Here is a 14,205-nt window from a genome sequence, read left to right as displayed (position 1 = left end):
TGGAGAATACAGATGCAAATTTTTTACGATAAAGACTGTGACTTATCAATCATCCAAGGCAAAAAAGTTGCAATCATTGGTTATGGTTCACAAGGTCATGCTCATGCACTTAACTTGAAAGATTCTGGCGTTGACGTAACTGTTGGTTTACGTGCTGGTTCAGCATCTTGGAAAAAAGCTGAAAATTCAGGTCTTAAAGTATCTGAAGTTCCAGCAGCTGTTGCTCAAGCTGACTTAGTGATGATTTTGACTCCAGATGAGTTCCAATCTCAACTTTATCGTGATGTGATTGAGCCAAATATCAAAGAAGGCGCAACCTTAGCATTTGCTCATGGTTTTTCTATTCTTTATAACCAAGTTGTTCCACGTAAAGATTTAGACGTAATCATGGTTGCTCCAAAAGCACCAGGTCACACTGTACGTTCTGAATATCAACGTGGTTCAGGTGTTCCTGACTTAATCGCAATTCACCAAGATGCTTCTGGTAATGCACGTAACGTTGCTCTTTCTTACGCTTCAGGTGTAGGTGGTGGTCGTACAGGTATTATCGAAACTTCTTTCCGTGAAGAAACTGAAACTGACTTATTCGGTGAGCAAGCAGTTCTTTGTGGTGGTGCTGTTGAATTGGTTAAAATGGGCTTCGAAACTTTGGTTGAAGCGGGTTATGCACCAGAAATGGCTTACTTCGAATGCTTACATGAACTTAAGTTAATCGTTGACTTAATGTTCGAAGGCGGTATTGCTGACATGAACTACTCAGTTTCTAACAATGCTGAGTACGGTGAATATGTGACTGGTACTGAAGTAATCAACGAACAGTCTCGTGAAGCAATGCGTAACGCGTTGAAACGTATCCAGTCTGGTGAATATGCGAAAATGTTCATTCAGGAAGGTGCGTTGAACTACCCATCTATGACTGCTCGCCGTCGTCAAAATGCTGCACACGGTATCGAAGTAACAGGTAATAAACTTCGTGCGATGATGCCTTGGATTCAAGCGAACAAAATCGTTGATAAAGAGAAGAACTAAATTTTAGTTTAATCTTTAAAAGCCCTTGTTTGTACAGGGGCTTTTTTATTGGATCATCCTAATGTTGCGCATTGGTGAGGTATAGCTCCAATCTTACGTATTGGTCTTACGAAGTGATGCTTCACATGCTTTTCTATTTCGTTGCTCCTTGCGCAGGATACCCTAATAAGTGTTGAAGCAAACAAAATCGTAGAAAAAGAGAAAGCTCAGTTTTATCTCTGAGTTAAAAGAACCCTCTTGTTGGTAAACGAGGTTTTTAATGCTGCTGATAACAGAGTTATAATAGTATAAAAATTAAAAAAGTTTATATGTGTCTCTGATAAGCATTTTATATCGTGCTTAGTGCACGAGAAAAACAAAAAAACTGCAATCAGACTTAAGTTCATAGGGCAGTTTAAAACAAATAAGAAGTAGCTACTTAAATAAGAAAAACACTTAGCAAAAATAAATTGGTCTTTCGGTGAAAAGTGCAATAAAAAAAGCAAGTCTTTTTATAGGTTTGGAGTAATTATATGTTTTTATTCTATTGATTTATAAAATGAAAAAGACTTGACCTTATGTTATATGATGTTATTGTTAAGGAAAGATTATGACTGCTATTCGTATCTTTTTTTGAGTGTGAAAGATCGTTCTGAGCCTAGGCAATTTGCTCGGCAAATAAAAAAGTCATGGATAATCATGGAATTCCTTTATGGTACACGTTGATTACGATAGTACATTGGTCATCGTTTCCATTCTGGTTGCGGTGGCAACATGCTATGCCGCATTTTCAATGGAAGAGCTGGTTTTCAAGACCGCTTATAAAAAGTTTGAAAAAAGCATTCTGGTTGCGAGTGGCTTAATCCTGGGGTTGGCGATATGGGCAATGCATTTTGTGGGAATGCTAGCGATTCATTTGCCAGAAAGCTATCATTTTGATCTGGGGTTAACGACGCTTTCCTATATGGTGGGTGCAATTGCCTCTATTTTTGCGGTGTGGCTGACTTCACGTCCAACCTTGCCTTTGCCTCGCCTGATTCTTGGTGCCGTGTTTATGGGCTTGGGTATAGCGGGTATGCATTATACAGGCATGATGGCTCTGACAGTTGAACATTATCAGATGCATTATGATCCCTTATTGGTTATTTGCTCAGTTTTAATTGCAATCAGTGGGGCTGGTCTAAGTTTCTTCTTTATCTTTAAATATAAGTCAGCAGTCAGGTATCGGATTGGGATAAAAGCCATTGTTGCGCTGTTAATGGCGCTGAGTATTGTCGGTATGCATTACACAGGTATGGTGGCAACCTATTTTGATGCAAGTATTATTAAGGCCTTGAATGCAGCACAGACAGAGCAAAGTGTATTGTTGTTCACAATCATCTTTATTACCAGTCTGGTGTTTGTCGCAGGTTTTGCTGTTGCGGTTTTAGAATCTAGACTGGAAGAGCGTAATCAACAACTCACTTTTATAAATAAAGAGCTTGAGATTCAGTCTCTGCATGATGCCCTAACCAAGCTGCCTAACCGTATGTATTTAACCGAGTATGCAGAGGTTGTGTTTAGCCATCATCGCTTGCATGAGCAAAAGGCTGCCTTTTTATATATTGACCTGGATGGTTTTAAGTCGGTGAATGATGCTTTTGGGCATCATATTGGGGATCAGTTGTTGGTCCAGATGGCCAATCGTCTACACAATAAGCTAAATCAAAGCCATAAGTTATTCCGTATAGGTGGCGATGAATTTGTCCTGATATCTGAAAATACCGATATCAACGAGGCAATACAGCTTGCCGAAGAAATTCTGAATTTTATTCAGGGAACTTATTTAATTGCCAGCAAAGACATAAACATATCCGCGAGCCTTGGGATTGCGATGTATCCTGAACATGGCACCAATATTCAGGATTTGTTGATTAATGCCGATGTTGCCATGCTGGTGTCAAAAGATCAGGGGCGTAATACCTATACCGTGTTCCAGTCCATGAGCGATCAGCAAGATGTACGCAGCCAGTCCAAACTGATCAATGATTTATATAAGGCCGTTGATGAGCAGCAGTTTGTCTTGTTTTACCAGCCAAAATTTACCGCGAACTATGAAGTCTGTGGTGTTGAGGCCCTGATTCGCTGGAAGCATCCAGCTTTGGGGCTGCTTACGCCACAAATGTTTATTGAAAGTGCTGAAAAAACGGGTTTAATTATTCCTATGGGATATTGGGCGCTGGAACAAGCCTGTCAACAAATTCAGAAATGGGAGCAGAGCAAGAACCCGTTTTATCCAATTGCAGTGAATCTGTCAGCATTACAGTTTGAAAATAAGAAATTATTCAGTGTCCTTGAACAATTATTGGAAAAATATCAAATCCAACCTCACAACCTGATACTGGAGATTACTGAATCAACTGCAATGCATCACATTGATTCAACTATTCGTACCCTGGAACGCCTGCGTAAGCTCGGTATTCGAATCGCAATAGATGACTTTGGAACGGGTTACTCAAGCTTCCTGTATTTAAAAAATTTACCTGTCGATGAACTCAAAATTGACCGTGGTTTCCTCATGGATTTACAACCCAATTCCAAAGAAGAAGCGATTTTAGAAAGTATAATTCATCTTGCTGCAAAATTAGGTTTGATTGTCACGGCTGAGGGAGTGGAAACACAGCAACAAGCGGATATTCTTAAAAATTTAGGCTGTAATCAATTACAGGGATACTTGCTTGGCAGGCCTGTTAAGATTGATAGTTTGGTATTGCAAGGGCAGCCACATTTTGCCTAATTTTAAATAATCTGGTTTTATAATAGATGAATTTAATTCAATTTTGTCTATATAAATATTGTCTGCTCAATTGTACTGAAACAAGCTAAGGCATGTTTTACTGGTTTATTAGTATGTTAGAACTTCGTCATTTAAAGACATTAACCGCCTTGCGCGAACACGGTTCATTGGTTGCAGCGGCAACTGACCTGTATTTAACACCCTCTGCGATTTCTCATCAATTAAAAGAGCTGGATCAATGGTTTGGCGTGGAGGTTGTGAATCGCCGTAGCCGACCTGTCTCATTTTCCCATGTTGGTTTGCGCCTGTTAAAGCTGGCGGATGATGTGTTACCGCAGATCCAGATTGCACATACCGATATTGCCCGTATTGTGCACGGGCAAACAGGCAGAATTATCTTCTCTTCGGAATGTCATAGTTGCTTTGACTGGCTGATGCCGTTGTTGAATCAATACCGCCAGCAATATCCAGATGTTGATCTGGATTTTGTCTCTGGTTTTGAGTCCAATCCACACGAGTTATTACAGAATGCGGAATTTGACTTGTTGATTACCGCGGACCCAATTGCTTTAAAAGGCATTGAGTATTTTCCAATTTTTGAATATGAATCCAGACTGGTTTTGTCCAACACTCATCCTTTGGTTCGGATGGAAAAGATTACGGTACAGGAGTTGGCGGAGCAAACCTTGGTGACTTATCCCGTGGATAAACACCGTTTGGACATTATGGCGAAACTATTTATTCCAGCCAATTTACACCCTAAAGAAATCCGCACAACGGAACTAACACAAATGTTGATCCAATTGGTTGCCAGCGGGCGGGGGATTTCGGCACTCCCTGACTGGGTGGTAAATGAATATGAGCAAAAAGGCTGGGTCACTTCGCGCCGTCTGGATTGTGTCTCACCCAAAGGTCTCCGACGCACACTCTATGCAGGCTATCGCACTGAAGATAAAGACAAGAGTTATTTTGAGGGCTTTTTAAATCAACTGGATAAGTTTTCTAAAAAGCGCAATCATTATTATGACTAGGCTTGAATGGGCTGGTTGTATGTCGATTGGAAACACGGACAAACATTATCAATTCAGGCAAATCCCTCTATAATGCGGCATATATTATCTTGGCTTATCATGAGTGCTCATTGATCGTGATGAGCCTCATTTATATTCTGTTTAAGTCCATTTCAGATCGTTATTCTATTCATATTTACACGCTTATGTGCCGATGCTGGTACATAAGAGGTATTAGGTACCAGCATGGAAATCAAGGTTAATTATCTCGACAATCTTCGTCAGGAAGCCAAGTTCGATGATTTTACAGTAATTGCAGATCAACCGATCCGCTATAAAGGCGATGGTTCAGCGCCAGGACCATTCGACTATTTTCTGGCTTCATCGGCGTTATGTGCTGCCTACTTTGTAAAAGTGTATTGTGCGGCGCGGGATATTTCAACCGACAATATCCGCCTGTCACAAAACAATATTGTTGACCCTGAAAACCGCTACAAACAGATTTTTAAGATTCAGGTCGAGTTGCCTGCTGACATTTCTGAAAAAGACCGTCAGGGGATTCTACGCTCGATTGACCGTTGTACCGTGAAGAAAGTGATCCAGACAGGCCCTGAATTTATTATTGAAGAAGTTGAAAGTATTGATGCTGATGCACAGGCATTGCTGATGCCAAGCCTGACTTCGGAAAGCAGTACTTATATTCAGGGCAAGGATTTACCTTTAGAACAGACCATTGCCAATATGTCTAGCATTTTGGCTGGCTTGGGCATGAAGATTGAAATTGCATCATGGCGTAATATTGTTCCGAATGTCTGGTCACTGCATATTCGTGATGCACAATCGCCGATGTGTTTTACCAATGGCAAGGGTTCAACCAAGGAAAGTGCCTTGGCATCGGCACTGGGCGAATTTATTGAGCGTTTAAACTGTAACTTCTTCTATAACGACCAGTTTTGGGGAGAGGAAATCGCCAATGCTGAGTTTGTGCATTATCCTGATGAAAAATGGTTCCAGCCAGGCCCGAATGGTGAATTGCCAGTAGAAATTCTGGATGAATACTGCCTTGAGATTTATAACCCTGACGATGAATTGCTGGGCACGCATTTATATGATACCAACTCAGGTAATACCGAGCGAGGCATCTGTTCATTGCCATTCGTACGGCAGTCGGATGGTGAAGTGGTGTATTTCCCGTCCAATCTGATTGAAAATCTCTATCTCAGTAACGGCATGAGTGCAGGCAACACTTTGGTTGAGGCACAGGTACAGTGTCTTTCTGAAATCTTTGAACGTGCAGTGAAACGTGAGATTCTGGAGGGCGAAATGACGCTACCAGATGTACCGCAACAGGTTCTGGAAAAATATCCAGCAATTCTGGCTGGCATCAAGGGGCTGGAGGAACAGGGCTTCCCTGTGCTGGTGAAAGATGCCTCGCTTGGTGGTCAGTTCCCTGTGATGTGTGTGACGCTGATGAATCCACGTACAGGCGGAGTCTTTGCTTCATTCGGTGCGCATCCAAGTTTTGAAATTGCGTTGGAACGTAGCCTGACTGAGTTGTTGCAGGGGCGCAGTTTTGAGGGTCTCAATGATTTACCACAGCCAACGTTCCAAAGTAATGCGGTGACTGAACCAAACAACTTTGTGGAACACTTTATTGATTCCAGCGGTTTGGTGTCATGGCGCTTTTTTAGCTCCAAAGCTGATTTCGATTTTGTCGAGTGGGACTTTACCCACCAGGGTCAAAACAGCAATGTGGAAGAAGCGGAAGAACTGTTTGCCATTCTTGAGCAGATGGGCAAAGAAGTCTACATGGCGGTGTATGAACATTTAGGTGCAACCGCCTGCCGTATCTTGGTGCCTGACTATTCCGAGATTTATCTGGTAGAAGACCTGATCTGGGACAACACCAACAAGGCACTGTTATTCCGTGAAGATATCTTAAACCTGCATCGTCTGGATAATGACAGCCTTGAGGCCTTGGTTGAGCGTCTGGAGGAATGTGAGCTGGATGACTACACCGAAATCGCCACCTTGATTGGTATCGAATTTGATGACAATACCGTGTGGGGGCAACTGACCATTCTTGAGTTAAAACTGTTGATTTATCTTGCTTTAGAGCAATTTGAAGAAGCAAAAGAATTGGTCGGGCAGTTCCTGCAATACAACACCAACACGGCTGAGCGAGGCTTATTCTATCAGTGCATGAATGTGGTGCTGGAGGTGATTCTGGATGATGAGCTGGAATTGGATGATTATCTAATTAACTTCCGCCGTATGTTTGGTGATGAACGAATGGACGCGGTACTTGGATCGGTAGATGGCAGTGTCCGTTTCTATGGTCTCACCCCAACCAGTATGAAACTGGAGGGGCTAGATCGACACTTACGCCTGATTGACAGTTATAAAAAGTTGCATGCCGCGCGTGCCAGGGCGGTTGCTGCCTAGTGAGCTAAAAGTTATGGGTGCAATCCTTGTATTTGTAGATTGCACCTTACGGTTTCAGGTTTAAAACGCTTCCTGATACGAAAAGGAATTTATCCATTGGAGCGTAAAACCTCGGGGTTTAGCCCGACGATATAAGCGACTGGCGTAAGCCATACGACATGAAATGTCGTTTTAAATACTTTTGCTATAATCACTATTAAGAAAAATACGGTTAAAATAATTGTATGAAGACACTCAAATTACGAATAAAAGACAAACATTGCAAGATGCTAGACCAACTAGCGTTGGAGGTAAACTTTGTTTGGAATTATGTCAATGATTTGTGTTTCAAGCATCTACAACGCAAACAACAATTCTTTTCAGCATACGATATTGCTAAATACACAAAAGGCACATCGAAAGAATGCAATTTGCATAGTCAAACCATTCAAGCCATAACAGAAGAACTCATTACACGCAGAAAGCAATTCAAAAAAGCAAAACTGAAATGGCGAGTCAGCAATAAAAAATCAGCTAGGCGTTCATTGGGCTGGATACCATTCAAAAAAGTTGCAATCAAATATGCTAATGGCTATGTTCAATATGGCAAACATCAATTCAAACTATGGGATAGTTACGGACTATCAAAATACAACGTCAAAACAGGCTCATTTGTAGAAGATAGTCGTGGGCGTTGGTATGTCTGTTTAGTGGTTGATCATGCAAAACCAGTTAAATCGAAAGGTCAAACCTCAATTGGTATAGATTTGGGATTAAAAGACTTAGCTACTTGTTCAGATGGTATAAAGCTCAAAGCTCCTAAAATCTATCGACAATACGAACAAAAACTTGGCATAGCTCAACGTGCGAGAAATAAAAAGCGCGTCAAAGCGATTCACGCCAAGATTAAAAATATACGTCAAAACATGTTGCATCAATTCAGTCATAAACTGGTGAATGAACATGCAGCAATCTTCGTTGGCAATGTGAATGCCAAAGCACTCGCACAAACTAAATTAGCTAAATCAGTGCTAGATGCAAGTTGGACAACACTAAGAACCATGCTCAAGTATAAATGCGAGAACGCAGGGGTATGGTATGAAGAAGTCAATGAATCGTATACCACCCAAACTTGCTCGTGCTGTGGCTCACGCTCCAGTAGTCCGAAAGGTAGAGCAGGCTTAGGAATAAGAGAATGGCAGTGTATGGAGTGCGGTACGCTCCATGATCGGGATGTAAATTCCGCACTGAATATTCTTGCGCTCGGACATGAGCGTCTAGCAGTAGGAATCCCCGTCCTTTAGGTCGGGGAGGATGTCAACTATTTCATCAAACATCCCGTAAGATGGTTTGCCCTGTACGTGGATTGGTGAGCGTTACATTTTCCAAGGCATGGATTTGCCATAAATGATTCTGTCTTAACTGTGCTAACGTAATAAACTATTGAACATTAAGTATAAAACCACAGCGGTTGATCATTGATTGAGGATAAAGAATGAACTCATTGGAACAAAAGTTTCTAAATGACTTAGATGATAAGCTTTGGAAAGCCGCTGATAAATTACGTAGCAGCTTAGACGCTGCCAACTACAAGCATATTGTGCTTGGGCTGATTTTCCTAAAATATGTATCAGATGCTTTTGATGAACGTCAGTCTGAACTTAAAGATTTATTTGCTCAGGCGGATGATCACAACATCTATTACATGCCTCGTGATCAATACGACACAGAAGAGGAATATCAACAAGCAATCGCTGATGAATTAGAAATTATTGATTATTATCAAGAAAAAAATGTGTTTTGGGTGCCCAAAGCAGCACGTTGGGCAACATTACAAAATACAGCCGCTTTAGCCATTGGCTCGATTATTTGGCAAGATGAACATGGGCAAGATGTCAAACTACGTTCTATCTCTTGGTTAGTGGATAATGCTTTTGATGAAATTGAGAAAGCCAACCCTAAATTAAAAGGTATTCTGAATCGAATCGGGCAGTATCAGCTTGATAATGACAAACTGTTGGATTTGATCAATACTTTTTCGGACACAAGTTTTACCAAGCCTGAATACAACGGGGAAAAACTCAGCTTGCACAGCAAGGATATTCTCGGGCATGTCTACGAATACTTTTTAGGGCAGTTTGCGTTAGCTGAGGGAAAACAAGGCGGACAATATTACACACCTAAAAGTATCGTGACCTTGATTGTAGAAATGCTGCAACCTTATAAAGGTCGAGTCTATGACCCTGCAATGGGTTCAGGCGGTTTCTTTGTTTCCAGTGAAAAGTTCATCGAACAACATGCACAGGAAAAGCACTACAAAGCATCTGAACAGAAAAAGCATATTTCGATTTACGGACAAGAAAGTAATCCAACCACATGGAAACTTGCTGCCATGAATATGGCAATTCGTGGCATTGATTTTAACTTTGGTAAAAAGAATGCCGATACATTTTTAGATGATCAGCATCCAGACTTGCGTGCTGATTTCGTCATGGCAAATCCACCGTTCAATATTAAGGATTGGTGGCATGCTTCACTGGAAAGTGATGTACGTTGGAAATATGGCACACCGCCACAGGGCAATGCCAACTTTGCCTGGATGCAGCACATGCTGCACCATCTATCACCAACGGGTAGTATGGCACTTTTGCTTGCCAATGGTTCGATGAGTTCCAATACCAATAATGAGGGTGAAATCCGTAAAAATCTGATTGAAGCCGATCTGGTGGAATGTATTGTCGCATTACCAGGGCAACTGTTTACCAATACGCAAATCCCTGCCTGTATTTGGTTTTTGACCAAGGACAAAAAGAATGGTTTGTCCCTGGATAAAAAGAAAGCCAATCGTGAAGGCAAGACTTTGTTTATTGATGCTCGCAACTTGGGCTATATGAAAGATCGTGTACTACGTGACTTTACCGATGCGGATATTGCTAAAATCACCAATGCTTTACATGCTTGGCAACAAGGTGAAAACTTTGAAGGCGAAGCGTATCAAGATGAGAAAGGTTTCTGCTTCTCTGCTGAGTTAAAAGATATTCAGAAGCATGACTATGTATTGACCCCAGGGCGTTATGTGGGTGCAGTCGAGCAGGAAGATGATGGCGAGCCATTTGCTGAGAAAATGGCACGCTTAACAGGACAACTTAAACAGCAGTTTGCTGAAAGTGCTGTTTTAGAAGCAGAGATTAAAAAGAATTTAAAAGGTTTGGGTTATGAGTTTTGATCAACCGTTGCTGCTTGAGATTCAAAAAGGCGAAAGCAAAACGCTAGAGTTTAAACAGCAGTTACCGAAAGGACAGCAGATCGCCAAGACATTAATTGCCTTTGCTAATAGTAGTGGCGGTAAGTTGATTGTTGGAGTCACTGATGATCGGCAGTTGGTTGGGATTCAAGATGATATTTTCGAGTTGCAAGATAAAATCACTTCCATGATTTATGAATTGTGCGCTCCGCAAATTGCAGCACAAATTTATGTCGAGAACATAGACGGTGTTGAGCTATTGGTGGTGGAAGTGGCTCGGGGCAGTTTATTTCCGTATTACCTTAAATCTATAGGACGTGAGCAAGGCACATATATCCGCCTAGGTGCGAGTAACCGTGTAGCATCGCCTGAGCATATTCAACAACTGGAATTGCAAAGGCTGAATATCAGTTTTGATGCCTTAGCTAATTATCAATATCCTTTAGAAAAGCTCAATTTAACGGTCTTGGAAGAAGCGTTCAAAGCTGCTGATAAAACACTGACTTTAGAAAAGATGTTGAATCTGAAACTGGTGATTGAAGAGCAAGGACAGCGTTATGCCAGTCATGGTTTATTGATCTTGCTCGGTCAATATGAGCATGTGATGACCCAATGCGCCCGATTTAAAGGCACAAATATGAGTGTGTTTTTAGACCGTAAAGAATACACAGGTGACTTGTTTTCTCAAATTGAACAAACAGAAATTTTTATTAAAAATCATTTGTCTTTACGTGCTGAAATTCGTGGCTTAAAGCGTTATGACTATTTGGAAATTCCAGAAAATGCTATCCGTGAAGCCTTAGTCAATGCCTATGTACATCGGGATTACAGTAACTTTGGGCGCAATATCAAAGTCGCTATATATGATGATTTGGTCAATATTGTCTCCCCAGGCGGTTTACCCAATGGTTTAACCGAAGCAGATTTGTTGCAGGGACGCTCGGAAATTCGTAATCGGGTATTGGCTCGTGTGTTTCGAGAGCTTGGTTATATTGAGCATTGGGGCAGTGGTCTGCAACGGATCAAGCAGATGTGTGAAGCTGAAAAACTGGCAACGCCTGAATTTTTAGAAACCAATGATTTTTTTGATGTGAAGTTATATCGTCCTATGATTGAGTTGGAGGGTGGCTCAATCGGTGGCTCAATCGGTGGCTCAATCGAGCAAGAATTACTGACAGAGCGACAAACACAGATTTTAAATTTAGTTCAGCAGAATCCTAAAGTCTCCTATCGTGAAATGGCAGTACAGATTGGTATTAATGAGTCAGCTATTAAAAAGCATCTGAATCATTTAAAAGATGCTGGCTGGCTTGAGCGTGTCGGTGGTACTCGTGGCTATTGGGCGATTAAGAAAAAATTTAGGGGTGTTGTGTGAGTTTCATTGTTTTTGAAGAGTTATTTGAAATTCCCTTGCGGAATGGATTAACTAAACCGAAAAGAATTAGAGGGGAAGGATACAAAATGGTTAATATGGGGGAGCTTTTTGCTTACCCAAGAATTAACAATTTGGTGATGGATAGAGCCCCATTAAATGAAAAAGAAAAAGAAAGCTCTTTACTAAAGACAGGTGACCTCTTGTTTGCCCGCCAATCTTTGGTTAGAGAGGGCGCTGGTCAATGTTCAATATTCTTAAATGACCAAGAAGAAGTCTGTTTCGAATCACATTTGATTAGATGTAGATTAAAGCAAGATATTGCTAATCCTACTTTTTATTTTTATTTTTTCTCTAGTTGTTTAGGAAAAAAAATAATTAATACAATTGTCGAACAAGGAGCAGGTGCCGCAGGTATAAGAGGCTCAGATTTAGCAAAACTTATAGTTCCGAAGCCAAGCATTGTGATTCAAGAAAGAATAGCTAAAATTCTTTCTGACTTAGACGACAAAATCCATCTTAACAATCAAATTAACCAAACCCTAGAATCCATTGCTCAAGCCATTTTTAAAAGTTGGTTTATCGACTTTGAACCTGTACGTGCCAAAATTGCAGCAAAACAAGAAGGGAGCGATCCTGAGCTTGCTGCGATGTGTGCGATTAGTGGTAAAAGTGAAGCTGAGCTTGATCAATTGACAAAGGAAGATTTTGCGGAATTACAAGCGACTGCTGCGCTATTTCCTGATGAGTTGGTCGAAAGTGAATTGGGGGAAGTGCCGAGGGGATGGGAATTACAGCAACTTAAAGATATTGCCAAATATAGCTCTAATAAGATTTTATTAAATGACCTAAATCTTGAAAATTATATCTCTACAGAAAATATGTTACCTGAAAAAAAGGGGATCGAAAAAGCAAGTTCATTACCAAAGGCAAATAGTGTTCCAGCGTTTAGGCAAGGGAATATTTTGGTTTCCAATATCCGACCTTATTTTAAGAAAATTTGGTTTTCTTTTTTCGATGGTGGGCATTCTAATGATGTATTGAACTTTGATGTCTTAGAAAAAGGTACGGAAGAATATTTATATAATTTAATTTACCAAGACAGTTTTTTTGACAGAATGATGGCTTCATCTAAAGGTTCAAAAATGCCTAGAGGTGATAAAAAAGCAATTATGGATTTTCAGATTGTTACCTCTTCAGTAGCTTTAAGGAAGCTATATTCAGAAAAAGTAAGGAAATTTTATTCAAAACAAAATAGTATAAAAATCGAAAATCAGATTTTGATAAATCTTAGAGATGCTTTATTACCAAAGTTGTTATCGGGTGAGTTGGATGTGTCAGGTTTGCAGGGTGAGGGGATAGATGGCTAAACCATTAAAGCAATGGAAATCTTATACCCAACAATTACAGCTTTTAGAAAGTCGGGGTATGATTGTCACAGATAATGCTAAGGCTTTAAATTATCTAGAGCGTGTGGGCTATTATCGTTTAAGTGGTTACTGGTATCCTTTTCGTCAGATAGATGTACAGGCATCTAAAGCACAAAATAAACCCATTCGAAAAAATGAATTTGTTCAACAAAGTAATTTTGAAAATATTGTCGATTTATATATTTTTGATAAAAAGTTGCGTCTTCTTGCTTTAGATGCTCTTGAACGTATTGAGCTGGCAGTTCGGGTAGATGTTGCTCATTTATTGGGGAAAAGAGATAGTAATGCTCATCAGATTGCGGACTGCTTACATGGTAATTTTACTAAAAAATTAATAAAGAACGGTAAAAATGCAGGTAAAACAGAACATGCAGTTTGGTTAGAAAAATATAATGCCCTACTTTACCAAGCACGCCGAGAACCTTTTATTGAACATCACAAAAAGCATTATGAGGGATGTGTTCCTGTATGGGTTGCAATCGAAATTTGGGATTTTGGTTTATTATCTCGTATGTATTCAGGGCTTAAATACCAAGATCAACAATGTATTGCTGAAAAGTATAATATAAAAAGCGGTGAAATATTTGCAAAATGGCTGAGAAGTCTAAACTTTGTACGTAATGTTGCAGCCCATCATAGTCGATTATGGAATATTAACATTTTAGAATTATCACCACAGGTTGATAATTGGCAACCTATGAATAATGCTCGCCCATTTTTTTATTTTTGCATTATTCAACATCTTTTAAAGAGGATTTGTCCAAACTCGACTTGGTCAGAACGTTTTAAGCAGTTATTGGCAGAGTTTCCACAGATAGGCAATGGTATGATTACTTTAGGAGACTTTGGGATAGCTCAAGAAGATTGGCAAGAATGGGAATTATGGCAGATTAGAAAATGAAAACCGATGCGTACATAAGCAGGGGCATCGGTCATATTGG

General features: G+C 40.3%; 9 protein-coding genes. All 9 read left to right on the top strand.

Going from position 1 to position 14,205, the window contains the following annotated elements:
- Positions 1-12: 12 nt before the first annotated feature.
- The 9 genes from ilvC to F988_RS06100 all read left to right on the top strand — a co-directional run bounded on the left by ilvC (position 13) and on the right by F988_RS06100 (position 14,165).
- Positions 13-1,029 (top strand): ketol-acid reductoisomerase, encoded by a 1,017-nt coding sequence (ilvC, locus tag F988_RS06140; RefSeq protein WP_004659026.1) that lies wholly within the window; start codon positions 13-15, stop codon positions 1,027-1,029.
- 691 nt (positions 1,030-1,720) lie between these two features.
- Positions 1,721-3,784, top strand: a complete 2,064-nt coding sequence (locus F988_RS06135) for a putative bifunctional diguanylate cyclase/phosphodiesterase (RefSeq protein ID WP_004681772.1) — start codon at positions 1,721-1,723, stop codon at positions 3,782-3,784.
- A gap of 113 nt (positions 3,785-3,897) precedes the next feature.
- Positions 3,898-4,815, top strand: a complete 918-nt coding sequence (locus F988_RS06130) for a LysR family transcriptional regulator (protein WP_010589466.1) — start codon at positions 3,898-3,900, stop codon at positions 4,813-4,815.
- A 225-nt stretch (positions 4,816-5,040) separates the two neighbouring features.
- On the top strand, positions 5,041-7,239 hold the full coding sequence (locus F988_RS06125; protein ID WP_004681769.1) for an OsmC domain/YcaO domain-containing protein: 2,199 nt from the start codon (positions 5,041-5,043) through the stop codon (positions 7,237-7,239).
- Between the two features lie 224 nt (positions 7,240-7,463).
- Positions 7,464-8,522 (top strand): RNA-guided endonuclease InsQ/TnpB family protein, encoded by a 1,059-nt coding sequence (locus tag F988_RS06120; RefSeq protein WP_034422238.1) that lies wholly within the window; start codon positions 7,464-7,466, stop codon positions 8,520-8,522.
- A 191-nt stretch (positions 8,523-8,713) separates the two neighbouring features.
- On the top strand, positions 8,714-10,444 hold the full coding sequence (locus F988_RS06115) for a class I SAM-dependent DNA methyltransferase (protein ID WP_004681765.1): 1,731 nt from the start codon (positions 8,714-8,716) through the stop codon (positions 10,442-10,444).
- A complete protein-coding gene (locus F988_RS06110) occupies positions 10,434-11,837 on the top strand; it encodes an AlbA family DNA-binding domain-containing protein (protein ID WP_004681764.1) in 1,404 nt (467 codons plus the stop codon). The genes F988_RS06115 and F988_RS06110 overlap by 11 nt, the downstream gene beginning before the upstream one ends.
- Complete coding sequence (locus tag F988_RS06105; RefSeq protein ID WP_010589195.1) at positions 11,834-13,204, top strand: restriction endonuclease subunit S; 1,371 nt, start codon at positions 11,834-11,836, stop codon at positions 13,202-13,204. The genes F988_RS06110 and F988_RS06105 overlap by 4 nt, the downstream gene beginning before the upstream one ends.
- Complete coding sequence (locus F988_RS06100) at positions 13,197-14,165, top strand: Abi family protein (protein ID WP_004681762.1); 969 nt, start codon at positions 13,197-13,199, stop codon at positions 14,163-14,165. The genes F988_RS06105 and F988_RS06100 overlap by 8 nt, the downstream gene beginning before the upstream one ends.
- Positions 14,166-14,205 lie beyond the last annotated feature (40 nt).

This window comes from Acinetobacter parvus DSM 16617 = CIP 108168, assembly GCF_000368025.1.
GTDB lineage: Bacteria > Pseudomonadota > Gammaproteobacteria > Pseudomonadales > Moraxellaceae > Acinetobacter > Acinetobacter parvus.
The sequence above is the reverse complement of the archived record's forward strand: the minus strand, read 5'-3'. Positions and strand labels throughout refer to the sequence as shown.

Bases quoted from the DNA above. Each gene is read 5' to 3' on its own strand.
- ilvC (WP_004659026.1), top strand. From the start codon at position 13: ATGCAAATTTTTTACGATAAAGACTGTGACTTATCAATCATCCAAGGC.
- F988_RS06135 (WP_004681772.1), top strand. From the start codon at position 1,721: ATGGTACACGTTGATTACGATAGTACATTGGTCATCGTTTCCATTCTG.
- F988_RS06130 (WP_010589466.1), top strand. From the start codon at position 3,898: ATGTTAGAACTTCGTCATTTAAAGACATTAACCGCCTTGCGCGAACAC.
- F988_RS06125 (WP_004681769.1), top strand. From the start codon at position 5,041: ATGGAAATCAAGGTTAATTATCTCGACAATCTTCGTCAGGAAGCCAAG.
- F988_RS06120 (WP_034422238.1), top strand. From the start codon at position 7,464: ATGAAGACACTCAAATTACGAATAAAAGACAAACATTGCAAGATGCTA.
- F988_RS06115 (WP_004681765.1), top strand. From the start codon at position 8,714: ATGAACTCATTGGAACAAAAGTTTCTAAATGACTTAGATGATAAGCTT.
- F988_RS06110 (WP_004681764.1), top strand. From the start codon at position 10,434: ATGAGTTTTGATCAACCGTTGCTGCTTGAGATTCAAAAAGGCGAAAGC.
- F988_RS06100 (WP_004681762.1), top strand. From the start codon at position 13,197: ATGGCTAAACCATTAAAGCAATGGAAATCTTATACCCAACAATTACAG.